We start from the raw sequence: 26,901 nt of genomic DNA, 5'->3' as shown, positions 1-26,901 counted from the left end.
GACCGTAGTTCGGCGAAATGGATCGTGCGTAGGTCACGATGGTATTCGCTACCGCGCGTTCTGTGACCGAATGAAGCAAAATTCGTCGGAACCAGAAATCATCTGTCGAGATACTCTTCGAGTTCCTTTCCGATTTCCGCGAGAACCTCCGGCTCGATCATTTGATTGTGCGCGCAATCGATCGATCGAATACGTATTTCTCCGGACACGAACGAATTCCACTGCGACGGTTCTCGTCGAACTCCGTCACCGGATCCCCGTGCGGCCGCGAAGAACAGAACATCACCGTCGAACTCATCCGGAACGAATGCATTCATCAAAGCTGTCGAATTCGAGAATCCCGCATTGATTCGTTCGAGGTGACCGGGAGTCAGGCCGGTGTCCTGTCCGAAGGCGTCGTTCAGCAACGTCACGGCACCGTCGTAGGTCAGGGCAGGTTCGGACTCGTCACGCGAGACGTCCACGCCGAGGCCCTCGAGAAGTTCCTCGACGGTCAGTTCACCCGCGGTCGTCTCGGCAGGATCGAGAACGTAGCTGTCCATGATCGTCAGCGACTCGATCTCCGCACCCGTCGCACGCAACTCGACGGCGACGGCATGCGCGATGGCGCCGCCGAGCGACCACCCGAGCACGTTGTACGGCCCGTCCGGCTGAACCGCGCGGATTTCCTCGACGTACCGGTGTGCGAGTTCCTGGATGGACTCGAACCGCCCACCTTCGGAGATACTCGGCAGCTGCAGACCGTAGACGGGACGGTCGTCGTCGAGGTGCCGCACGATTCCCGAGTAACCCCACGACAGGCCGATTCCCGGGTGGACGCAGAACAACGGCGTTCCGTTGCCCTCCGCGCGCAACGGGATCACGACCGAGAACGCGGCGTCGAGCTGGGATGTCGACGTGCCTTCCCCTGCGTCGATCCGCGCGGCGAGACCGCCTGCCGTCGGATCGAGGAACAGCGCCTGCAGCGGAACCCGGACGCCGACGGCCGCTTCGAGTGCGGGCACGATCCTCGTCGCGACGAGGGAGGTACCACCGAGATCGAAGAAGTTGTCGTCGACTCCGACCGTGGTGACTCCGAGGATGTCGGCGAACACCGCGACGACCGCGGTCTCCGTCGGGGTCGACGGCGCACGGTACGGCGTCGATGTCGACCCCAGCTCCGGTACCGGAAGAGCACGGCGATCGAGCTTGCCGACGGGAGTCAACGGAATCTCGTCGAGTTCGACGATCGCCGTCGGCACCATGTGCCGCGGAAGGGATGCGGCGAGGAAGTCGGTCAGCTGCGTCGTCGAGACGCTGTGCTCGTCGTTCACCCGGATGTAGGAGACGAGAACCGTGTCACCCGACGGCGCGGTGTGACCGATCGTCGCCGCGAAGCCGACCGCGTCGTGCTCGGTGAGCGCGGCGTCGATCTCACCGAGTTCGATGCGGAAGCCGCGCACCTTGACCTGGAAGTCGCTGCGTCCGACGAACTCGATCGTGTGACCACTCGTCCAGCGGACGACGTCGCCCGTGCGGTACATACGCTCGCCGGGCTCGCCGAACGGATCCGCGACGAACCGTTCCGAGGTCAACGCGAACCGGTGCAGGTAACCGCGGGCCGTCGCGGGTCCGGCGATGTACAGCTCGCCGGCGACCCCCGCAGGCACGGGCCTGAGTCGCTCGTCCAACACGAGGTACCGGAACCCGATCGCCGGGCTACCGACGTCGATCGAAGCACCGGCCGCGAGCGGGCCGCCGACGCTGGCCTGGATGGTCGTCTCCGTCGGGCCGTACCCGTTGAACAGTTCGCGTCCGGGCGCCCAGCGGGCGACGAGTTCGGACGTCACCGCCTCGCCGCCGAGTGCGAGCACCTCCACGTCGGGAAGCCTGTCGGCGTCGATGGACGCGAGCGCCGCGGGTGTCAGGAACGTGTGCGTCACCCGGTGCGCTTCGAGGTAGTCGGCCAGATCACTGCCGCCGTAGAGGCCGGGCGGGACGATGACCAGAATCGCACCGACGCCGATGGCCATCGTCATCTCGTACACGGACGCGTCGAAACTCGGTGACGCGTTGTGCGAGATGCGCGATTGCCGCGTCGGGTGGAACCGCAGTGTCACCTCGTGCTCGAGGTTCGACATTCCGCGGTGTCGGACGGCCACACCCTTCGGACGACCCGTGGACCCCGACGTGTAGATCAAGTACGCCGGATGGTCGAGTTGCAGAGCCGACGTTCGGTCCGCATCGGTCACCGGATCCGTCGGGTACTGCTCGGCGTCGGCGACGAACTCCGGGTCATCCACGACGAGCCAGGTGACGCTGTCCGGCAACTGATTTCGGAACGCAGACAACGTGAGGCCGATCGGAGACCGGGAGTCGTCCAGCATGTGAGCGATGCGCTCGGACGGGTAGTTCGGATCGACGGGGAGGAACGCGGCGCCCGATTTGGTGACGCCCCATGTCGAGACGACCGATTCGATCGACCGCGGCATCGCGAGCGCCACGTACGTCTCCGGTCCCGCGCCGTAATCGATGAGCATGCGCGCGATCTGGGTCGAGACGGAGTCCAGTTCGGCGTACGTCAGCGTTCGGTCGAGGTACTCGAGGGCGATGCCGTCGTGATTCTCCCGGACGGCATGCGCGAGAATTTCGGGCCACGTCGAGGGTTCTCCCCCGTCGTCGCCGCGCGCAGGCGCGAACAGCGGCCGTTCGGTCTCGGTGAGGATGTCGATGTCGCCGATTGGAGCATCGGGTGCGCCGATCGCCGCATCGAGGATGCGTACGAAGCGTTCGGCGAACGAGTAAACGGTCGACGGTTCGAACAGCGCGGTCGCATAGTCGATCGCACCGTCGATACCGGCGGGTGCGCCCTGTTCGTCGAACGTTTCGGACAGCAGCAGTTGCAGGTCCTGCTTGGCCACCGGCACGTCGATGTCGACGCCTTCCACGACCAGGCCCGGCAGGTCGAGTCGCGCCCGTTCGTTGTTCTGGAACGACAACGCGACCTGCGACAACGGCGCATACGCGGTGGAACGCGACGGGTTGAGCACTTCGACCACCCGCTCGAACGGGATGTCACCGCGCGCGAACGCTTCGAGGTCGTCGTGTACGAGGCGTCGCAGAAGCGCATCGAACGACTCGGCGCCCACGACGACGGTCCGCAGCACGAGGGTGTTGACGAACATGCCGACGATGTCGTCGAGTGCCGCCTCGCCGCGGCCGGCGATCGGAGTCGAGATGGCGATGTCGTCGGTGCCGCTGAGCCTGGACAGAGTCACCGCGAACGCACCGTGCACGATCATGAACATCGTCGCCGGGTGAGTCCGGGCGAACTCGGTCAGCCTGACGTGCAGTTCGGCGTCGATCGTGAATCGGACGCGGCCACCGACGAATGTCTGCGTGGTCGGACGGGGCTTGTCCGTCGGCAACGGAAGCAGCTCGGGCAGACCGCGCAGCGTCGTGCGCCAGTACTCGAGCTGACGTGAGGCGATGCTCGTCGGATCGTCCTCGTCGCCGAGCAGCTCGCGCTGCCACAGCGTGTAGTCGGCGTACTGCACCTCGAGCGGTTCCCACGCGGGAGCCGTCGACTGCGTTCGTGCCAGGTACGCGGTCATGACGTCGCGAGCCAGCGGCGCCATCGACGCGCCGTCGGCCGAGATGTGGTGCACGACGACGGTGAGGACGTGGACGGGCTCGTCGGGCGACGGGACCTCGAACACCGCGAGGCGGATCGGAATCTCGGTCGCCACGTCGAAACCGACGCCGACGAAGCGTCCGACGGCCTCGTGAATGTCGTTCTCCTCCACCGGCGTCACGACGACCGTCGGAAGGACGTCCTCGGTGCGGTGTACGAGCTGCTGCGGTCCATCGGCTCCGGCGGGGAACGTCGTGCGCAGCGACTCGTGCCGATCCAGCAGGTCCGACACCGCCGCCGTCAAAGCGGCCGGATCGAGCTCGCCGGTCAGCCGGACGACGAGAGGCACGTTGTACGCCGGTGACGACGGGTCGAAGCGGTTGATGAACCACATCCGCTGCTGCGCGAGCGACAGCGGAATCTCCGCAGGTCGCGCCTTCGCGCCGAGTACCGGACGGCCGTCCACAGCCGAAGATCCGCGGACGAGTGCGGCGAGCGCCGCCACCGTCGGGGCTTCGAAGATGGCTCGGACACCGAGGCTGCTCGACGTCGTCGCATTGACACGTGCGATCACGCGCGTTGCGGACAGCGAGTCGCCACCGCGGTCGAAGAATCCGTCCAGTGCTCCGACGCGGTCGACTCCGAGGATGTCGGCGAACACCGCGGCGACCGCTTCTTCCTCCGCGTCGCGCGGCGCGACGTAGTCGGCGGTCTCGGCACCGAACTCGGGTGTCGGCAGTGCTCGGCGATCGAGCTTGCCGACGGGCGTCAGCGGAATCTGTTCCAGCGGAACGATGATCGACGGCACCATGTGTCCGGGCAGGCTGGCGGCCGCGTGTTCGGTCAGTACCGACACGTCGAGTTCCGCCGTCCGGTCCACCGGACGAACGTATGACACGAGAACCGTAGTGCCGGAGGGTGATTCGGCGCCCACCGTCGCGACGAAGTCGACGCTCGGGTGCGAGGACAACACTGCGTCGATCTCGCCGAGCTCGATACGGAAGCCGCGCACCTTGACTTGGAAGTCGCTGCGTCCCACGTATTCGACGGTGCGTTCCGGCGTCCACCGAACGACGTCACCGGTGCGGTACATCCGCGTTCCCGGCTTGCCGAACGGATTGGCGACGAACCGCTCCGCGGTGAGGCCGGGACGATCGTGGTAGCCGCGTGCCAGGCCTGCGCCCGCGAGGTAGAGCTCTCCCTGCACGCCGACGGGAACCGGCTGCATCCGGCCGTCGAGGACGACCGCTTCCACGCCGCGGATCGGGCCGCCGATGGTGAGCAGCGAATCGCCGTCGAGCGGATCGCTGATGTTCGACATGATGGTGGTCTCGGTCGGGCCGTATCCGTTGAACAGGGCACGGCCGGGCGCCCACGTCGTCACGAGCTCGGCAGGCACTGCTTCGCCGCCGACGACGACGTTTTCGAACGTGTCGAGCCCGATCGGATTCACCGAGGCCAGCACAGCGGGCGTGATGAACGCGTGCGTGACGCCTTCCGCCGCGATGATGGCCCGTAGTTCGTCGCCGCCGTAGACGGTGGGCGGGACGATCACCATGGTCGAGCCTGCACCGAACGCCAGCAGATATTCGAGTACGGATGCGTCGAAGCTCGGCGACGACACGTGCAACGTCCGTGCGTCCGGCGTCAGCGAGTACCGATCGATCTGCTCGTTCGCGAAATTCTCCAGGCCGCTGTGGGTGACGACGACGCCCTTGGGCAGACCCGTCGAACCCGATGTGTAGATCGCGTAGGCCGCGCTGGACATGTCGACGCCTGCGACGCGTTCGGTCTCGGTGAGAGGCTCGGACGACAACGACGCCAGTTCGGACTCGGTGTCGACGTCGTCGACGACGATCCAGGGCTCACCGCCGACGAGTGCGGCCGGAAGATCGTCGCGATTCGTCGTCGTCGTGATGCCGAATCGGGCGGCCGAATCGGACAGCATGTGGTCGATGCGATCGCGTGGATAACCCGGGTCCACCGGAACGAATGCCGCTCCGGTCTTGGCGACGGCCCACACCGCGACGACCGACTCCACCGACCGAGGCAGGCCGAGCGCAACGAACGTTTCGGCTGCCACTCCGCGGCGCAGCAGCAGGCGTGCCAGCTGCGACGACCGGCGATCGAGTTCGCGGTAGTCGACGGACCTGCCGTCGTAGCGCAGCGCGATCCGATCGGGGTCCATCGACGCCGCACGCTCGAAGACCTGCGCGAGCAACCGCGTCGACCCGCCTTCGAGTCCCGAGACGGGTGCCAGGGCGTCGTGCTCCGCGTCGTCGAGCAGCCTGATGCCTGCGACCGGCCTGCGGTCGTCGGACAGCATCGCGTGGAGCACGCGTTCGACGCGGCCGACGATGCGCTCGACCTCGTTCTCGGCGAACAGATCTGGGAGATACTTCGCCTTCAGATGCAGTCGATCGTCCACCGACGCGACGAGCGTCAGCGGATAGTGCGCGGCGTCCTTGCCCACGACGTCGGCGACGCGCATGCCTGCGATGTCGGTGTCCTCCGACAGTCCCGCGCGATCGACAGGATACGACTCGAACACGGTGAGGGTGTCGAACGCGACGCCGGCGCCGGCGGCACGCTGGATCTCGGTGAGACCCATGTAGTGGTGATCGAGCAGTGACGCCTGCTCCACCTGGATCCGGTCGACGAGATCGCCGATCGGCTCTGCCGGGTCGAGTGTGACGCGGACCGGCAGCGTGTTGATGAACAGGCCGATCATGGACTCGATGCCCGGAATCTCCGGCGGTCTACCCGAGACGGTGGCGCCGAAGACGACGTCGTGACGACCGGTCAACGTGGCCAACACGATTCCCCACGCGCTCTGCACGAACGTGTTGAGCGTCGCACCGCGCTGAGCCGCACGGTCGCGAAGTGCCGCCGTCGTCTCCAGGGACAGCGATCGCGTCGTCTCGAGCGACACCGTCGACAACTGACGGCCGCGGTCCGCGGCGGCCAGCAGCGTCGGCTCCTCGACACCCGCGAGCGCCCGAACCCATTGTGCCGTCGACACTTCCGGGTCCTGCTTCTTCATCCACGACAGATAGTCACGGTATGCAGGCACCCGCGGCAGCATCGAGTCGTCGCCCGCCGTCGCGTACAGCGTCAGCAGTTCCTTGATGAGAAGTGGGGTGGACCAGCCGTCCAGCAGTATGTGGTGATTGGTCAGCAGCAGTCGCCACTCGCCGTCGGCCTTCGTGATCAGGGTGAACCGGAGCAACGGCGCACGATCGAGCACGAACCGCGTGCCCCTGTCCTCGGCCAGGACGGATTCCAACGCGCTCTCGGCGTCGTCGGCGCCGCGCAGGTCGACCTGCTTCCACGGCACCCGAACCCCGGTCTGTACGACCTGCACGGAGTGGCCTGCGGCGTCGTGCACGAACGCGGTACGCAGGTTCGCATGGCGATCCAGCAGCGTCTGAGCTGCCGCCTTCATGCGCGTCGCGTCGACCGTTCCGCGGAGCTCGAGGCCGAGCTGCACCATGTACGCGTCGACGCCGTCGTCGGCACCCGCTGCGACGCCGTGTCCCACCTCGCCCGCGAGGCGCGCGTGGAACAGCAGACCCGACTGCAGAGGCGACATCGACCAGACGTCGTCGAGCGCCGGGAAGCGCTGTTCGAGGTCCACGATCGTCGCCTGGTCGAGATCGACGAGCTCGAGGTCGGACGGGGTGTATCCACCCGCATCGGTACCTGCCGCGTGCACGGTCAGCGCCGTCAGCGCTTCGATCCACAGTTCGACGAGCCGCTCCACCTCGGACGCGGACAACACACCCGTCGGGAACGCGAACGTCGCGTCGAGCACCGGGCCGGCAGGCGTCGAATTGGTGACTGCGTTGATGTCGAGCAGCGCGGGGACCGGCATCGTCGGATTCTGCGCATCCCCGAGGGACGCGTCGGACACCGGAATCCAGCCGACGTCGTCCATGCCCTCGGTCGACGCGGTCGCGAACCGGCCGAGGTAGTTGAAGCTGACCTGCGGACGATCGAACCCGCCCAGTGCCTGCCCGCCCTGATCGGTCAGGTAGCGCAGCAGGCCGAAGCCGATGCCGTGGTCCGGGATGCCGACCAGCTGTTCCTTGATCGACTTGATCGCGTCGCCGGCGGAACTACCCGCGACGAACGCGTCGGCGACATCGATGCCGGCGAGGTCGAGCCGAACCGGGAAGATGGTCGTGAACCACCCGATCGTGCGGCCGAGGTCCGCGCCGGGAACGACGCCTTCCTCACGCCCGTGGCCCTCGAGGCTCACGAGGGCGTCGTCGACGTCCGCACCGCGTTCGCGGCGCCACGCGGTCAACGCCAACGCCAGACCGGTCAGCAGCCCGTCGCTCACGCTGCCGTGGAATGCCTCGGGCAGCGTCGTCAGCAGATGTTCGGTGACCTCGACGGGCAGCGACGCCTTCACACGATCGACGGTGGCGTCGACGTCGACCGCCGGATCGAGCGCCCGCGTGCCGATGAGCGGGTCGTCACCGGTCAGAATTCGAGTCCACAGCGGGAGCTCGGATACGCGACGTTCGGCGACCTCGGCGAGACCGGTGGCCCAGCGCCGCATCGATGTCCCCGTCTCGGCCAGATCGGGATTCTCTCCTGCCACGATCCGTGCCCACGCCGTGGCGAGGTCGGGCACCAGGATCCGCCAGGAGACGCCGTCGATCACCAGGTGGTGAGCGACGATCAGCAGACGGCCCGCGCCCGATTCCGTGGCGAACCAGACCATCTGGATCATTCGTCCGTCGGCGGGGTCGAGGCGGTCAGCGGCGGCGTCGAGTTCGCGCGCGGCGACGGCGGAGAACTCGTCGCCGACGACGGTGTCCACGACGACGCGGTGGATCACCGATGCAGCGGTGATCGTTCCTGCCGGAGCGACCGTTTCGGTCCAGTCTCCGATTTCGTTGCGGTACAACCTCGCTCGCAGCATGTCGTGGCGGTCGAGCACCGCTTGCACGGTGCGATCCAACACGTCGGAGTCGATCGACGGCGGCAGCTGCAGCAAGGCCGTCTGCGTGTAGCGACCGAAGTGCTCGCTCCGCCCCAGCATCCACTGCACGATCGGAGTGAGCGGCAGGTCGCCGACTCCCCCGCCCGGAAGTTCCTCGAGCACGACGACGTCGGTGGCGCTGCCGAACTTGGCGACCTCGGCGAGCGACGCGACGGTCTTGCGCTCGAAGATGTCCCGCGGCGCGATGACCAGTCCGGCCGCCTTCGCACGCGACACCAACTGGATCGACATGATGCTGTCGCCGCCGAGCGCGAAGAACGAGTCGTCGACGCCGACCGCGTCGAGACCGAGCACCTCGGCGAACAGCGATGCGAGCCGCTCCTCGATCGGGGTAGCCGGCGCTCGGCTCTGCGTGACACGCGACGCGAAGTCCGGGGCAGGCAGTGCGCGACGGTCGAGCTTGCCGTTGGCGGTGAGCGGCAGCTCGTCGATCACGAGGAGCGCCGCGGGAACCATGTAGGACGTAAGCGTCGCGCCGACGAACTCGAGCACGGCCGACGGTTCGACGGTGCGGCCCGATTCGGGCACGACGTAGCCGACGAGTCGATCTCCTGCCCCGTCGTCACGGACCGTCACGACCGCCTGGGCCACCCCGTCGAAGTTCGACAGCGCCGACTCGATCTCACCGAGTTCGATGCGGAATCCGTGCAACTGGATCTGTGTGTCGCTGCGGCCGAGGTATTCGAGGCTCCCGTCACGGTTCCAGCGCGCGGTGTCGCCGGTGCGGTACATGCGCGTACCGGTGGCGGACTCCGGATCGGCGACGAAACGGGTCGACGTCAGCGCGGTGCGGCCGAGGTAACCGCGGGAGAGCTGTGCACCCGAGACGTACATCTCACCCGTGACACCCGGCGGAACGAGCCGCAGGCGGTGGTCGCGAACCGACACGGTCAGCCCCGGTAGAGCCTGCCCGATGACGCTCGCGGACGCCGACGCGGCGAAGTCCGCGGTCAACGGCAGGTAGCTGACGTGCACCGTCGTCTCGGTGATGCCGTACATGTTGACGAGGGTCGGAGCATTCTCGTCGTGACGTGCATACCACCGACCGAGCTGGGCCAGGTCGAGGGCCTCACCGCCGAAGACGATGTAGCGCAACGCAAGTCGGCCTGCCTCGGCGGGTGCGACTCGGTCGGCCTCGGCGAATTGGTAGAACGCCGTCGGTGTCTGGTTGAGCACCGTGACCTGTTCGGAGACCAGCAGTTCGCGGAACTTCTCCGGCGAGCGAGCCGTGTAGTAGTCGACGATGACGAGCTTGCCGCCGTACAGCAGCGGTCCCCACAGCTCCCACACCGAGAAGTCGAACGCGTACGAGTGGAACATTGTCCACACGTCGGTGTCGTCGAAGCCGAACTTGTCGATCGTGTTCTCGAACAGCGTCGCGACCGTCGTGTGCGTGACCTGAACACCCTTGGGGCGTCCGGTGCTTCCGGACGTGTAGATGACGTAGGCGATCGAGTCCGCGGACGCTTTGCCGAGGCGATCCTCGTCGCCGAGCACGTCGGACGACAGCCGCTCCAGTGCGGACGCGGTCTCCGGGTCGTCGACGAGCACCGAGGTGATGCCGTCGGTCGGCACCGATCCGATGTCCGCCGTCGTGGAGACGACGCACACCGGGCTGGCGTCGTCGAGCATGAACGCCAGCCGGTCCGCCGGATAGGTGACGTCGACCGGGAGGTAGCCGCCGCCCGCCTTCAGTACTGCGAGCAGCACCACGACGAGGTCGGCGGTGCGCGGCATCGCCACCGCGACGAGTGTCTCGGGTCCGACGCCGACGGAGACCAGATGTCGCGCAAGCCGATTCGCGCGTGCGTCCAGGTCTGCGTACGTGTAGGTCGACGTGCCGTCGACGACGGCGACGGTGTCGGCGAAACGGGCTGCAGCCGTTTCGAATCGGCTGGTGAGCGTGTCCTCGGACGGCGTGCGACCCGCATGGTTCCACGTGGACTGCATCGCCGTGACTTCGGCGGGGCTGACGATGTCGACGTCACCGACGATGCAGTTCGGGTCGGCGGTGACGGCCTCGACGATGGCGGAGAACCGGTCCGCGAACATGCGTACCGTCGACTCGTCGAACAGATCGGTGGCGTACGTGATCGCCGCCGACATGCCTGCGGGAGCACCGGATTCGTCGACGTTCTCCGACATCGTCAGCTGCAGATCGAACTTCGCGACGGCAGCGTCGAAGTCGAGCGCGGTGACGACGAGTTCGGGCAATTCGAGGTGCGGCCGTTCGTTGTTCTGGAACTCGATCAATACCTGGAACAGCGGCGAGCGATCCGTCGTGCGCAGCGGTGCCAGTTCGTCGACCAGTCGCTCGAACGGTACGTCGGTATTGTCGAACGCGGCGAGATCGGCGGCACGCGTCCGTGCGAGCAGGTCGGTGAAGCTCACGTGCGGTGAGACCTCCGTGCGCAGCACGAGGGTGCCGACGAACATGCCGACGAGCTTGTCCAGTCCTGCTTCTCCGCGACCGGCGATCGGCGTACCGACGGCGATGTCCTCGGTACCGCTCAATCTGGCCATCAACAGTGCCCACGCGGCGTGTACCGCCATGAACACCGTCGAATGCGCCTCTCTCGCAATGTCGATCAACGCGCGGTGCACCGACGGCGCGAATTCGAACTTCACCGTGGCGCCGCGCATCGACTGCTGCGCGGGCCGCGGCCGATCCGTGGGCAACGGCAGCAGATCCGGAAGATCGGCCAGCTCACGCGACCAGAACGCCAACTGCGACGACATCACCGACGCCGGATCGTCCTCGTCACCGAGCAACGCACGCTGCCACAACGTGTAATCGGCATACTGCACCGGCAACGGCTCCCAATACGGCGACTCACCGTTCACCCGAGCCGAATACGCCACCATCACATCAGCAGCCAACGGCGCCATCGACGCACCGTCGGCAGCAATGTGATGCACCACGATCGCCAACACGAACTCATCGACCGCAACCCGATACAACCGAGCGCGGAACGGAACATCCACCGTCACATCGAAACCGAGACCCGCATCGGACGCGATGCGCTCGAACAACGTCGACGCCTCCACGTCCACGGGCACGAGCGACACGAGCTTCGACCGCGCGTCGTGGATCGATTGACGCGGAGCCTCGCCGTCCGACGGGAACGTCGTGCGCAACGACTCGTGACGCACGAGGACATCGGCGATGGCCGCGTTCAAGGCGTCGACATCCACGACGCCTGTCAGTCGCACCGCAAGCGGAATGTTGTACGCAGGCGACGACGTGTCGAACTGGTTGATGAACCACATCCGCTGCTGCGCCTGCGACAACGGAATTCGATCCGGACGGGTCATCGGAACCAGCGCCGGCCTCGAGTCGACCGCGGCGAGTCGGCCCGTCCGTGCCGCCAACATCTCGACGGTCGGGGCCTCGAACAGCGCGCGCACGCTGACGTTCGTGCCGAGCGCACTGTTGACTCGCGCCGTCACACGCGTCGCACTCAGCGAATCGCCGCCGAGGTCGAAGAAGTTGTCGTCGAGTCCGACGTCGTCGATACCCAGCACCTCGCCGAACACCTGAGCGACGGTGATCTCGGCGTCGGAGACAGGTTCGCGACGCTCTCCCCCGCTGCGCAGATCCGGTGTGGGCAGCGCCCGGCGATCGAGCTTGCCGGCAGGGGTCAGTGGAATGGCGTCGAGCAGCACGAACGCCGACGGAACCATGTGCGACGGCAACGCCGAGGCGGCCTTCACACGCACGTCGTCGACGTCGATCACGGCACCCGGCACCGGCATCAGGTACGACACGAGCACGGTCGAACCGGCGGGCCCCGGAACGCCGAGTGTGGCAACGAATTCCACACCGGGAACCGTGGCGATGACCGCATCGATCTCGCCCAGCTCGATGCGGAATCCGCGAATCTTGACCTGGAAGTCGGAGCGGCCGACGTATTCGAGCGCGCCGGAATCGTTCCACCGCACCACGTCTCCGGTGCGGTACATCCGTTCGCCCGGTACACCGAACGGTGCCGCGACGAATCGTTCGGATGTGAGTACGGCGCGATCGTGGTACCCGCGAGCCAATCCTGGTCCGGCAAGGTACAACTCACCCGCGACTCCGACCGGAACCGGCTGCAGTCGCGCATCGAGGACGACGACCGCGGACCCGAGGACGGGGCTTCCGATCTCCACCGGGACACCGGGGTGCATCTCGTTGCTGAGAACAGCGACGACCGTCGCCTCGGTAGGTCCGTAGGCGTTGAACATCTTTCGGCCCGGCGCCCACCGCTCGACCAGTTCGGGACCGCACGCTTCACCGCCGGTCGCGACGACTCTCAGCTCGTCCAGGCCCGTCGGATCCACCGACGCCAACGCGGCAGGCGTGATGAACGCATGCGTCACACGGTGTTCCGCCACGAACGACGCCAGTTCCGCGCCGCCGTACACGTCGGTCGGCGCGACGACCAGCGTCGCTCCGCTGCCGTAGGCGAACAGCAGCTCGAGCACACTGGCGTCGAAGCTCGGGGACGCGAACGCCAGCACCCGAGAATCGGCCGTGACCTCGAAGCGCCTGCGCTCCTCCTCGGCGAAGTTCTTCAGGCCCGTGTGCGTCACGACGACGCCCTTCGGCACACCCGTCGAACCGGACGTGTAGATGAGATACGCAGCGTGGGACGGCCGGAGTCGGCAGGTCCTGTCGGCGTCGGTGACCGGGGTGTCGGGCAACGCTGCGAGCGTCGCCCCGATCTCGTTGTCGTCGAGGAATACCCAGTCGACTGTCGTCGCGGCGTCGCCCAACACGGAGCGATGTGCCGACACGGTAACGCCCACGCCGACACCGGAGTCGGTGAGCATGTGCGCGATCCGGTCCACCGGATACGACGGATCCACCGGCAGGAACGCAGCACCGGCCTTCGCCACCGCCCACACCGACACGACCGACTCGACCGACCGCGACAACGCCAACGCCACGAACGAACCAGGACCCACACCACGCGAAATCAACAGACGCGCCAACCGCGTCGACGCCGCATCCAACTCCCCGTACGACATCGTCCTGTCACTCGACACGAGCGCCGCCGCGTCGACGCCCGCGACATCGACCGCACCGCACAGAATCTCCGGCAACAACCGCTCCGTGACCGGCAGGCCACCCCGCACCGGCACCAGAGCCGCACGCTCGGACTCCGACAGCAGATCGAGCTTGCCCATCAGCAGGTCGGGTGTCGTGGCGAATGCATGCATCACGCGTCCGATGCGACCGACGATGGCGTCGACTGCCGACGATGCGAACAGTTCCGGCAGATACTTCGCCTCGATGTGCAGGCGATCGTCCACCATGGCCACGAGCGTCATCGGATACTGCGCGGTATCGCTGCCGTCGACGATGTTCGCGACGCGCATCCCGACGATGTCGGTCTCGGTCGTCAGGCCTGCGCGGTCCATCGGGTAGGACTCGAACACCGTCAGCGAATCGAATGCGACGACGGGTCCGACGATGCGCTGAATCTCGGTCAGGCCGAGATAGTGGTGATCGAGCAGGCTCGCCTGTTCGTTCTGCAGCCGAGAGATGAAGTCTCCAAGGCTTTCTCGCGGATCGATCGTGACGCGGACCGGCAGCGTGTTGATGAAGAGACCGACCATGGACTCGATGTCGTTGATTTCCGGTGGCCGGCCCGAGACCGTCGCGCCGAAGAGGACGTCGTCGCGCCCCGTCAGCGACGCGAGGACGGTTCCCCATGCCGCCTGGACCAGGGTGTTCAGGGTGACACCGTGGACTCGCGCGAACGTCCTGAGTCGTTCGGTGTCCTCCGTCGTCAGGGAGGTCAGCTTGCGCGCGGCGAGAGTCGATTCCTGCCTGCGGCTCTCGACGGGGGTGAGCAGCGTCGGCTCGGACAGCCCTGCCAACGCGGAACGCCATGCGTCACGGGCGGCCTCGGTGTTCCGGCGACTCATCCACGTCAGATACTCGCGGTACGCGGGCACCCTCGGAAGCACGGAGTCGTCGCCGTCGGTTGCGTACAGCGTCAACAGTTCTCGCACCAGCAGCGGCGTCGACCAGCCGTCGATCAGAATGTGGTGGTTGGTGAGAACCAGACGCCACTCCGTCTCGGTGACCGCGATGAGCATGAACCGCAGGAGCGGTGCTTCGGCCATGTTGAAACGCCGTCCGCGATCGGCCGCCAGAAGGCGATCGAGTTCGGCGTCGCGTTCGTCGTCGGGCAACGAGGTCAGATCGATCGACGTCCACGGCACGTCGACGCGTCCGGAGACGACCTGCACCGAATCGCCCTCGATGTTGTGCACGAACGCAGTACGCAGGTTCGCGTGCCGATCGAGAAGCTTCCGTGTCGCCGCACGGAAGCGTGCCTCGTCGACCGACCCCGTCAGCGTCATGATCAACTGCACCAGGTAGGCATCCACGGACTGGTCGGACAGTTCGGCGTGGAACAGCAGACCTGCCTGCAGCGGGGACATCGACCAGATGTCGACCGCTCCCGGATAGCGCGCCTCCACGTCGTCGATGGCAGCCTGGTCGAGCTGGACGAGGTCGAGATCGGACGGCGTGAATCCGCCGGAACCCGTACGACGCGCGTGGTGCGCGAACGCCGTCAGCGCACGCACCCACAGCGCACCGAGGCTGTCGACGTCGTCGCGTTCCAACACCCCGGTCGGGAAGGCGAACGTTGCCTTCAGGCGTGCCTCGCCGTCGTGGGTCGTCGTCGTGACCGCGTTGATGTCCAGGGCCGCGGCGACGGGCAATTCGGGATTCTGGACGTCGCCGATCTCGTCGCTGTCCACCGGCAACCAACCGACGTCGCGCAGGTTTTCTGGGACCGCCGAGCTGTAGCGGCCGAGATAGTTGAAGCTGATCTGCGGCGCCGCGTAACTGGACAGGGCCGCGGCGGACTCCTCGTCGAGGTAGCGAAGCATGCCGTATCCGATTCCGTGATCGGGTACGGCGAGCAGCCTCTCCTTGACGGCCTTGATCAGTCGGCCCGCATCCGCGCCTCCGTCCAACGCGTCGTCGATGTCGATGTCCGTCATCGCGATTCGGACCGGGAAGATCGTGGTGAACCAGCCGACGGTCCTGGCCAGGTCCGCACCGGGCACGACCTGATCCTCACGGCCGTGGCCCTCGAGGCTGATCAGCGAATCGGGTGTCTCGATGCCGCGATCTCGACGCCATGCGGCCACCGCGAGCGCGAGCGCCGCCATCAGCCCGTCGTTGACGCTGCCGTGGAACGCTTCGGGGATGGTCGTCAGCAGGTCGTCGGTGACGTCGGTCGGAAGTTCGACTTCGACCTTGTCGACCGTGTCGTGGACGTCGACCGTGGAGTCCAACGGACGCGATCCGACGAGCGGATCCTGGCCCGACAGCGTGTGCTGCCACAGGTCGAGCTCGCATCGACGATCGACGCTGACCTCGACGAGACCGTGCGCCCACCGGCGCATCGACGTTCCCACCGGAAGAAGCGTCGGCGTCTCGCCCGCAACGATCTGCGACCACGCAGTCCCCATGTCGGGCACCAGGATTCGCCACGACACACCGTCGACGACGAGGTGATGCGCGACGATCAGCAGCCGGGGTTCGGCGGAATCCAACCAGACGAAACGAATCATCGAACCGGCGGCCGGATCGAGCAGGTGTGCCGCCCGATCCAGTTCGGCTGCAGGCGTTGTCGATTCCACGTCCGCATGGTGCAGAATGTCCGCGGCGGTCACCGATCCCACCGGCTGCACGTCCATGGTCCACGCACCGTCGATCTCACGGAGGCGGCCGCGCAGCATGTCGTGGTGGTCGACGATCGCCTGGATCGTTCCTTCGAGCGTGACGCGATCGATTCCTCGAGGCAGCGTCAGCAACGCAGTCTGGGTGTGTCGGTCGAAAACCGGTGTGCGTTCGATCATCCAGGAGACGATCGGTGTGAGCGGTACGTCGCCGACGCCTCCGCCGGGGAGCTCCTCGAGGACCGCGACGGCCTCGTCCGCACCGGACAGGGCGACTTCGGCGAGCGCTGCAACGGTCTTGCGCTCGAACACGTCTCGCGGAGACAGGACGATGCCCGCAGCTTTCGCACGCGACACGAGCTGGATCGACATGATGCTGTCGCCACCGAGCGCGAAGAACGACTCGTCGATGCCCACATGATCGAGACGCAGCACCTCTGCGAACAGTTCGGCGAGATGCTTCTCGACGGGAGTGCTCGCCTCACGTGAGGATTCGGAACGCGTGTCGAACGTCGGCGCGGGCAGTGCCCGCCGATCCAACTTGCCCGCGGGCGTCAGCGGAATCGACTCGAGTTCGACGAATGCGGCCGGAATCATGTGGCTCGGAAGTGATTCGGCGACGTGATCGCGCAGAACGCGGGTGTCGACCGATGCACCGTCAGTAGGCAGGACGTACGCCACCAGAATGGTGTTGCCCGCCGGGCCCGTCGCTCCGACCGTCGTCACGAAATCGACCGTCGGATGCGTAGCCAGCACGCTGTCGATCTCACCGAGTTCGATGCGGAATCCGCGCACCTTGACCTGGGAGTCGCTGCGACCGACGAACTCGAGCGCGCCGGATCGCGTCCACCGCACGACGTCGCCCGTCCGGTACATCCGAGAGCCGTCGGTCGCGAACGGATTCGCGACGAACCGCTCGCTCGTCAACACCTGTCGGCCGTGATAGCCGCGTGCCAGCGCAGGCCCGGCGAGGTACAGCTCGCCGGGCACCCCGACCGGAACCGGATTCATCCGCCGATCGAGCACCACCTCGGCGAATCCGATGGTCGGAGCGCCGATGTCGACGGGCATACCGGGATGCAGCTCGTCGGAGATCGACGAGAAGATCGTGCCCTCGGTCGGCCCGTACGCGTTGAACATCGACCGGCCGGGCGCCCACCGCTCCACCAGTTCCGGTGAGCACGCGTCGCCGCCCGTGGCGATGACGTCGAGATGCCGGAGGCCGGTCGGATCGACCGACGCGAGGGCGGCAGGCGTGACGAACGCGTGTGTGACCCTCTTGTCGTCCAACAACCGTGACAGTTCGGGTCCACCGTAGAGACTCGGCGGTGCGACGACCATCGTTGCGGCGCTACCGAAGGCCAGCATGAATTCGAGAATCGACGCGTCGAAACTCGGCGATGCGAACGCGAGCGTCCGAGAACCGGGAACGACGCGGAATCGCCGGTTCTCCTCTGCCGCGAGGTTGGCGAGTCCACGGTGAGTGACGACGACGCCCTTGGGCACGCCGGTCGATCCCGAGGTGTAGATGAGGTACGCGGCGTCGTCGAGTCGGAGTGGTCTCGTGCGGTCCGCGTCGACGACGGGCGCCGTCGACCGGGCCGAGACGTCGGCGGTCGACTCGTCGTCGCCGAGGACGAGCCACGTGGTGCGGTGCGTGTCGTCGGCCGACGTCAGTTCACCGAGCGCGTCGGCATGTTCGGGTGTCGTGAGTCCGATGGGCGCCGCGGAGTCGACGAGCATGTGACGGATACGGTCCGTCGGATACGTCGGGTCGACGGGCAGGAACGCGGCACCTGCTTTCGCCGTCGCCCACATCGCGACGATGGTGTCGACCGAGCGCGGCAGCGCGAGTGCGACGAACGTGTCCGGACCGACGCCGCGATCGATCAGAAGGCGGGCCAGTTGTGAGGAGCGAGCGTCGAGTTCGCCGTAGGACACGACGACGTCCTCGAATTCGATTGCTGCAGTGTCCGTCCCGGCCGCAGAGACGGCGTCGGTCAGGATGTCGGGGAGCAATCGCTCGGGCAACGCCGCCGCACCGCGTACGGGAGCCAGCGCGGTGCGCTCGGCGACGGTCAGCATGTCGATGTCGCCCACGGCCACGGCGGGGTCGGCGGTGACAGCGCGAAGCACCGACTCGTACCGGGTCGCGAACTCGGCGACCGAAGCCTCGTCGAACAGGTCCGTCGCATAACGGAACGACGCCGTGATTCCCGCCGGCTGGCCCGAGACGTCGAACGCCTCCGAAATGGTCAGCTGCAGATCGAAGTTCGCGATGTCGTCGACGAGATCCATGGCTTCGACATCGAGATTCGGCAGTGTGATGTTGGGGCGTGCGGTGTGCTGGAACTCGAGCATCACCTGGAACAGCGGCGTGTACGCGGGCGTACGCACCGGATCGAGGCGGTCCACGACGCGCTCGAACGGCACGTCGGCGTGCGTGAACGCCTCGAGGTCCGTGCTGCGCACGGCGTCGAGCAGGTCCTGGAACGAGGTGGACGACTCGATCCGGGTGCGCAACACCAGCGTGTTGACGAACATACCGACGACGTCGTCGAGCGCCGCGTCACCGCGACCGGAGATCGGTGTTCCGACCGAGATGTCCTCGGATCCCGACAGCGCGGACAACAGAATGCCCAGTGCCGCATGCACGATCATGAACACGCTGGAGTCACGCGACGACGCGAGCGACGCCATCCGACCGTGCAGTTCGGCATCGAGATCGAACCCGAGCTTCGCGCCACGGAACGACGGGTCACTCGGCCGCGGACGATCCAGCGGCAGTTCGAGCACCTCGGGCGCCCCGGACAACGTGTCCACCCAGAACGCCAACTGAGTCGACATCAACGACTCCGGGTCCTCTTCGGACCCCAGGAAGGCGCGCTGCCACAGTGCGTAGTCGGCGTACTGGACCGGGAGCGGTTCGATGTTCGGCGCATGGCCGTGTACCCGGGCGCTGTACGCGACGATGAGGTCGCGCGCGAGCGGCGCGGTGGAAAATCCGTCGGACGAAATATGGTGGACGACGAAGGCCAACACGTGTTCGTCGGGACCGAGGCGCAGCAACTGTGCGCGCACCGGAACGGCCGCCGCGACGTCGAAGCCCTCGCTCGTGACCTCGGCGACGATGCGCAGCGCGTCGTCCTCGGACTCGGCGTCCACCGGCTCGAGGTCCGAAAGCACCTGGTGGGCTTCGAGAATCGACTGAACCGGTCCGTCGTCGGTCAGCGGGAACACCGTACGCAGCGATTCGTGCCGCTCGACGACGTCGGCAACGGCCGCGCGCACCGCGTCGACGTCCAGCGCTCCCGTCATCCGCATCGCGAAGGCGACGTTGTACGCGGACGAGGACGTGTCGTACTGGTTGATGAACCACATACGTTGCTGTGCAAGGGAAAGCGGAACCGTATCGCCTCGTTCCATCGGTACCAGCGCCGGACGGGCTTCGGTCCGATGTTCCTGCGACTCGACGACGGCAGCGAGACCACGCACTGTCGGCGCATCGAACAGATCGCGCACCGTCAGATTCGATCCGAGCGACGCATTGATTCGGGCGACGAGCCTCATCGCGACCAGTGAGTTGCCACCGGCCTCGAAGAAGTTGTGCGTCACACCCACCATCGGCACGCCGAGCAGGTCGGCGACCTCGGCCGCGATGAATTCCTCGATCGGATTCTCGGGTGAGACGACGTCGGTGTCGAGAGTCCCGAACTCGGGCTCCGGCAGCAACTTACGATCGAGCTTGCCGCTCGCATTGAGCGGGAATGCGTCGAGTTCGACGACGATCGACGGGACCATGTACGCCGGAAGCGACGTCGCGACTGCTGCCGTGACCGCGGAGGCGTCGAACTCGGTGTCGCGGGTCGGAACGACGTAGGCGAGCAGGTGCTCCCCCGTCACCGCATCGCTGTGCACCAGAGCGACGGCCTGCGCCACGGTATCGTGCCGCAGCAGAGCGGCCTCGATCTCGGGCAGTTCGATGCGGAGCCCGCGTAGCTTCACCTGGAAATCGGTGCGCCCGATGTACTCGAGATTGCCGTCCGCACGCCACCGCACGAGGTCGCCGGTTCGATAGAGTCGAGATCCGCTGCTGCCGAACGGATCGGCGACGAACCGGTCCGCGGTGAGGTCGCCGCGTCCGACGTAGCCACGCGCGAGCTGGACACCGGCGAGATACAACTCACCCGGCGATCCGACCGGTGCGGGCTTCAGCGAACCGTCGAGCACGTACACCTGCGTGTTCCACACCGGTGAACCGATCGGAACGACCGTGAGATCGTCTGCGGCGCAATGATAGTGAGTGACGTCGACGGCTGCCTCGGTCGGGCCGTAGAGGTTGTGGAGCTCGGCGCTCGCGAACTGCGAGAACGCTGCCACCGTCGCGGGCGGCAATGCTTCGCCACTGCAGAAGACCAAGCGCAACGATGCACAGTCGTCGGCGTCTGCCCCTTCGGTGAAGACCGACAGCATCGACGGTACGAAGTGCACGGTCGTGATGCGCTCGCGAGAGATCGTCCGCGACAGGTAACCCGGATCGCGGTGACCGTCGGGCTCGGCGATGACCAGCTTGGCGCCGACCTGGAGCGGCCAGAAGAATTCCCACACCGACACGTCGAACGTCGCAGGCGTCTTCTGCAGCACGTTGTCCGACGGCTCGAGGTGATACTCGTTCTGCATCCACAGCAAACGGTTGGCAATCGCGCCGTGCGTGACGGCGACGCCCTTCGGGCGGCCCGTCGACCCCGACGTGTAGATGACGTACGCGGTGTTGGCGCCGGTGAGGTCGGCGGTGCGGTCTCGATTCGTCAGTGCAGCTGTGTCGCGATCGGAGACATCGATCAGGTCCAGCGCGAGAACGGGGGTCTCGACGGGAACGTTGATCCAGTCACGGCTGGTCGTGACGATGCAGATCGGATCCGCGCTGTCGATGACGTACGCGGAACGATCGACCGGATGGTCTGGGTCGATCGGTACGTAGGCACCACCGGCTTTGAGGATGGCATACATTCCGACGAGCAGATCGGTCGAGCGGCGAACAGCGAGACCGACGTGCGTCTCGGGGCCGACGCCCAACGACACGAGGTGGCGCGCAAGCTGATTCGAGCGATCGTCGAATTCGCGGTACGTGACGTGCTCGTCGTCGAACACCAGGGCGATCGAGTACGGGCTTCGGGCGACCTGCAGATCGAAGAGGCTCACGAGCGTCGGATCGTCACCGACGGCGGCGGGCAGTGGATGATCGGTGGCGTTCCAGGTCTCGAGCACGGTGGTGCGTTCGGCTGCCGACAGCATCTCGAGTTCGTGCAGCGACGCCGTCGGCGCCTCGCAGATCGATCGGAGAAGGCGCAGGAACCTGTCGACGAAGCTGTCGACGGTGGACGCGTCGAACAGTTCCGTCGAGTACGTGAAGTTCGCGCGCGAAGCACCGGTTTCGGTCGGCGCTTCGTCGACGCGCAACTGCAGGTCGAACTTCGTCGTCCCCGTCGGGATCTCCTCGAAGGACACTGCCAAGCCCGGCAGTTCGAGGTGCGCGCGTTCGTTGTTCTGGAACTCGAGCAGTACCTGGAACAGCGGCGAATGGTCGGTCGACCGTGTGGTCGCCACTGTGTCTACGAGCTTCTCGAACGGTACGTCGGTGTTGTCGAACGCGGCGAGATCGGCGGCACGCGTGCGTGCGAGCAGGTCGGTGAAGCTCACGTGCGGTGAGACCTCCGTGCGCAGCACGAGGGTGCCGACGAACATGCCGACGAGCTTGTCGAGGCCTGCTTCGCCGCGACCGGCGATCGGAGTGCCGATGGCGATGTCGTCGGTACCACTGAGCCGCGACAGCAGCAGCGCGAGAGCCGAATGAACGACCATGAACAGGGTGGCGTCATGCTCCGATGCCAACTGCGCCAACGCATGTCGGAGATCGCTCGGAATTTCGAACTCGGTGGTGGCACCGAGTACCGATTGCTGAGGCGGGCGCGGGCGGTCGATCGGCAGCGGCAGCAGATCCGGAAGATCGGCCAGCTCACGCGACCAGAACGCCAACTGCGACGACATCACCGACGCCGGATCGTCCTCGTCACCGAGCAACGCACGCTGCCACAACGTGTAATCGGCATACTGCACCGGCAACGGCTCCCAATACGGCGACTCACCGTTCACCCGAGCCGAATACGCCACCATCACATCAGCAGCCAACGGCGCCATCGACGCACCGTCGGCAGCAATGTGATGCACCACGATCGCCAACACGAACTCATCGACCGCAACCCGATACAGCCGAGCACGGAACGGAACATCCGTCGTCACATCGAAACCCAGACCCGCATCGGACGCGATGCGATCGGCCACCTGTGCAACGTCCACGTCGGTCACGGACAACGACCCTGCCGCGGCGACGACTTCGGGCGAGTCGACGGGAAGAACGTTCTGATGCGGGATCTCGTCGGCCACCGGGAACACGGTTCTCAGCGACTCGTGTCGAGCGACCACGTCGGCGACGGCCGTTTCCAACGCGGACACGTCGACCGCGCCCTTCATGCGGACCGCGAGCGGAATGTTGTAGGCGGGTGACGACGTGTCGAACTGGTTGATGAACCACATCCGCTGCTGCGCCTGCGACAACGGAACTCGATCCGGGCGGTCCATCCGCACCAACGCGGGGCGTGCATCGTGGCCGACCGAGGTCTCCGCGCGGGCGGACAGGGCCTCGATGGTCGGAGCTTCGAACAGGTCGAGAACGCGCAGTCCAGTGCCCAGTTCGGCGTTCAACCTGGCGACGACGCGGGTGGCAACCAGCGAGTTACCGCCCAGGTCGAAGAAGCTGTCGTCGATTCCGACGCGCCTGCCGTCCAGGAGTTCGGCGAACACGTCGGCGATGCGTCGTTGCGTGTCGGTCACCGGGGCGCGGAACTCGGTGGTTCGTCCGAACTCCGGTTCCGGGAGTGCACGGCGATCGAGCTTGCCTGCCGGCGTGAGTGGAATGGAATCGAGCAGCACGAAGGCCGACGGCACCATGTGCGACGGCAATGCCGAGACCATCTGTGCGCGTAGGCTTTCGACGTCGATCGTCGAGCCCGGGATCGGAACGAGGTAGGACGCCAACGCCGTCGACCCTGCAGGTCCCGAAACACCGAGCGTCGCAACGAATTCCACGTCGGCGGCCGACGCGATGACCGCATCGATCTCGCCCAGCTCGATGCGGAATCCGCGCACCTTGACCTGGAAGTCGGAGCGCCCGACGTACTCGAGTGCACCGGAGGCGTTCCACCGCACCACGTCTCCGGTGCGGTACATCCGCTCGCCGCCCACACCGAACGGCGCAGCGACGAACCGCTCCGACGTCAATCCGGCCCGCGCATGATAGCCACGCGCCAGAGCAGGCCCGCTCAGATAGAGCTCACCCGCGACACCCACCGGAACGGGCTGCAGACGCTCGTCCAGAACCAGCTGTACCGAGCCCGTGATCGGCGAGCCGATGTCGACCTGCTTCCCCGGTTCGAGCGCGGAACTCACCGACGAGAACACGGTCGCTTCGGTCGGGCCGTAGGCGTTGAACATCTGTCGGCCCGGCGCCCACCGCTCGACCAGTTCGGGACCGCACGCTTCACCACCGGTCGCGACGACTCTCAGCTCGTCCAGGCCCGTCGGATCCACCGACGCCAACGCCGCAGGCGTGATGAACGCGTGCGTCACATGCTGTTCGAGCAGCAATGACGCCAACTCGGGGCCGCCGTACACATCCGTCGGCGCGATCACCATCGTCGCGGCACCGGAGAAGGCGAGAAGAAGTTCCAGAACCGAGGCGTCGAAACTCGTCGAAGCGAACGCGAGCGTCCGAGAACGAGGCGACACCTCGAATCGGACGCGCTCGAGTTCGGCCATGTCGGAGAGGCCGCGGTGCGTCACGACGACACCCTTCGGCACGCCCGTCGAACCCGACGTGTAGATCAGATAGGCGGCGTCGTGAAGCGTGAGCGGATGTACCCGTTCCGCGTCGGTGATCGGGCTGTCGGAATGGGTGGCGAGCGCGGATACGACCTGCTCATCGTCGAGAATCGTCCAACTCACGGACGGACCGACCTCGGTCAGGGTAGTGCGGTGAGCGTCGATGGTGATGCCGAACGCCGCACCCGAATCGGTGAGCATGTGCGCGATCCGGTCCACCGGATACGACGGATCCACCGGCAGGAACGCAGCACCGGCCTTCGCCACCGCCCACACCGACACGACCGACTCGACCGACCGCGCCAACGCCAACGCCACGAACGAACCGGGACCCACACCACGCGAGATCAGCAGACGCGCCAACCGCGTCGACGCCGCATCCAACTCCCCGTACGACATCGTCCTGTCACTCGACACGAGCGCCGCCGCGTCGACGCCCGCGACATCGACCGCACCGCACAGAATCTCCGGCAACAATCGCTCGCCGACCGACGATCCACCACGCACCGGCACCAACGCCGCGCGCTCGGACTCCGACAGCACGTCGATGTCGCCGACGACGGCGTCGCTGTTCTCGGCGGCCACATTCAGGATGCGGAGAAGCCGTTCGGCGTGGCCGCGCACGACCTCCTCGTCCAGAACAGCCGCGTCGTACTGCACGTCGACGGAGATGCCTGCCGGCGCTCCGAGTGCATCGACGTTCTCGGTGGTTTCGACCACGAGATCGACGCCGTCGAAGTCGGTCAGCCGAGCTGTGCAGGAGTGCGCGAGGACGATGCGGAACAGTGCGGCGTCGTCGGTGGCGACCTCGCGGGCGACATCGGCGAAGGTCACGTGGCTGTGAGCGAGCGCCGCGGAATCGATGCCGCGCAGCCGCTGCGACAGAGACGAGAACGACTCGCTCGGGTCGACGGAACTCCGCAGAACCACGGTGTTCCCTGCTGTGTACGGGGTTCGCGCGCCGATCGAGACGTCGTTCTCGCTCTCGCCGGAGACGCGCGCGAGCACGGTGGCGACCGCGGTGTGCAAGGACACCAGGACACTCGAACCCTGGCGTGCTGCCGAGGCCAGCAACGCGCGGTGAGACTCGGCGCCGAGCTGCACGCTCAGTGTTCGTGGCTCCCGCGTGGCGTCCGCGGTACGCGGTCGGGACAGTGGAAGCCCCGCCGGCTCGGGCCGGTCGGCGAGCTCGGAGTGCCAGTACAGCAACTCCTGCCGCTCGACACGTCGGCGTGCCCCGATCGCTGCGCTCTCGGGATGTACGTCGTCGATGTCGTCGTGAGGGCTCGCGGCCACGAAGGCGGCGACGACCTCGACGAACGAACGGTGGTGTTGCGCAAGGTCTTCGTCGACGTATCGGTTCGGGTTACCGCGGAAATCGACGAATGTCTTTGCGGGATGGCCACTCTGGTAGATGTTGACCAGGAGGTCGTCGACCGGGCCGGACGTGACGATGTTGAATTCGCCGACGATCGAACCGAGATGGATCTGCTGATGGAACAGCATCACGTTGACCATCGGGGCAACGAGCGTCTTGTCGATACCGTTGCTCTTCAGGTCACGACGAATGTCCTCGATGCTGAACCGCTGGTGGCGGAGCGCACCCATCAGTTCGAGCTGCACCTGGGCGACGAGATCGCCGACTGTCCCGTGCGTCGGCACGGTCACCGCAATGGGCGCGACGTTCACAAGCATTCCGCCCGAACGGCGCAGTGTCGCAGTCGTTCTCGCGGACACAGGCATGTTGACGAGAACGTTCTCCCGCCCGGTCATGCGGGAGAGATAACACGCGAAGGCCGCGATGACGACGGCCGCAGCCGTGGCACCCTTGGACGCGTCGGAGTTCTCCAATGCTGCGACCACGTCGTCGGGCAGCGACGCGCTCTCGAGCTTGCTGGCCGCAACCGTCGCGCCGGGGTTGTTGGCCAGCGTCGCACCGTCGTGTACGTCGCGGACGTGATCGGCCCAGTACTGCCGATCCGTTTCGAAGCGTGCCGACGAGCGGTATGCCTGATCCACCTCGTACAACGTGCGGAGATCGGCCGCTTTGGCCGGTGCAGGCTCGCGGCCCTCGACCTCGGCGGTGTAGAGCTCGGCGGTTCGGTTGACCATCGTCATGGCGCCGTAGCCGTCGAGCGCGACATGGTGAATCTTGCTGTACCACAGGTATCGATCTTCTTCGACCTGCAGCAACGACATGGCAACCAGTCGATCACGTGTCAGATCGACTGGTGCGGTGTAGTTTTCGTCGATCCAGCGACGCGCCGACGCCATCGGGTCCGTTTCGCCCCGGAAGTCGACGAGTGCAATCGTGTCGTCGATGGAATGGTCGACGATCTGGATCGGCTCGCCGTCCACCTCGACCAACCGTAGAAATCCCGATTGGAACTCGTGCCCGGCCACCCGCGACGCCCGGCGCAGGACGTCCACGTCCAGATCTCCCCGCAGATCCACGTACTGCGCGATGCAGACCGGAACGGACGGAGCCAGCTGCTGCGCGAACCACATTCCTCGCTGCGCCGAGGACAACGGGAAACCGGAACCTGCGTCACCCTGTTCGTGCAGTGGAGAGCTGTGAGATTCGCCTGAAACTGCGGCCCGCATTCATTCGCCTTTCTGGAGCGAGGTCGAGGAAGGGGGAGTC

1 protein-coding gene is annotated in these 26,901 nt (G+C 66.4%); it reads right to left on the bottom strand.

What is annotated here, in order from left to right; all coding sequences use genetic code 11:
• Window positions 1-98 precede the first annotated feature (98 nt).
• Window positions 99-26,861, bottom strand: coding sequence for a non-ribosomal peptide synthase/polyketide synthase (locus tag HQ354_RS03280; protein ID WP_222634165.1), 26,763 nt, complete (start codon window positions 26,859-26,861; stop codon window positions 99-101).
• Between the last annotated feature and the right edge of the window lie 40 nt (window positions 26,862-26,901).

This window comes from Rhodococcus sp. BP-261 (assembly GCF_019835205.1).
In the GTDB taxonomy this organism is placed as follows: domain Bacteria; phylum Actinomycetota; class Actinomycetes; order Mycobacteriales; family Mycobacteriaceae; genus Rhodococcoides; species Rhodococcoides kyotonensis_B.
The sequence above is the reverse complement of the archived record's forward strand: the minus strand, read 5'-3'. Positions and strand labels throughout refer to the sequence as shown.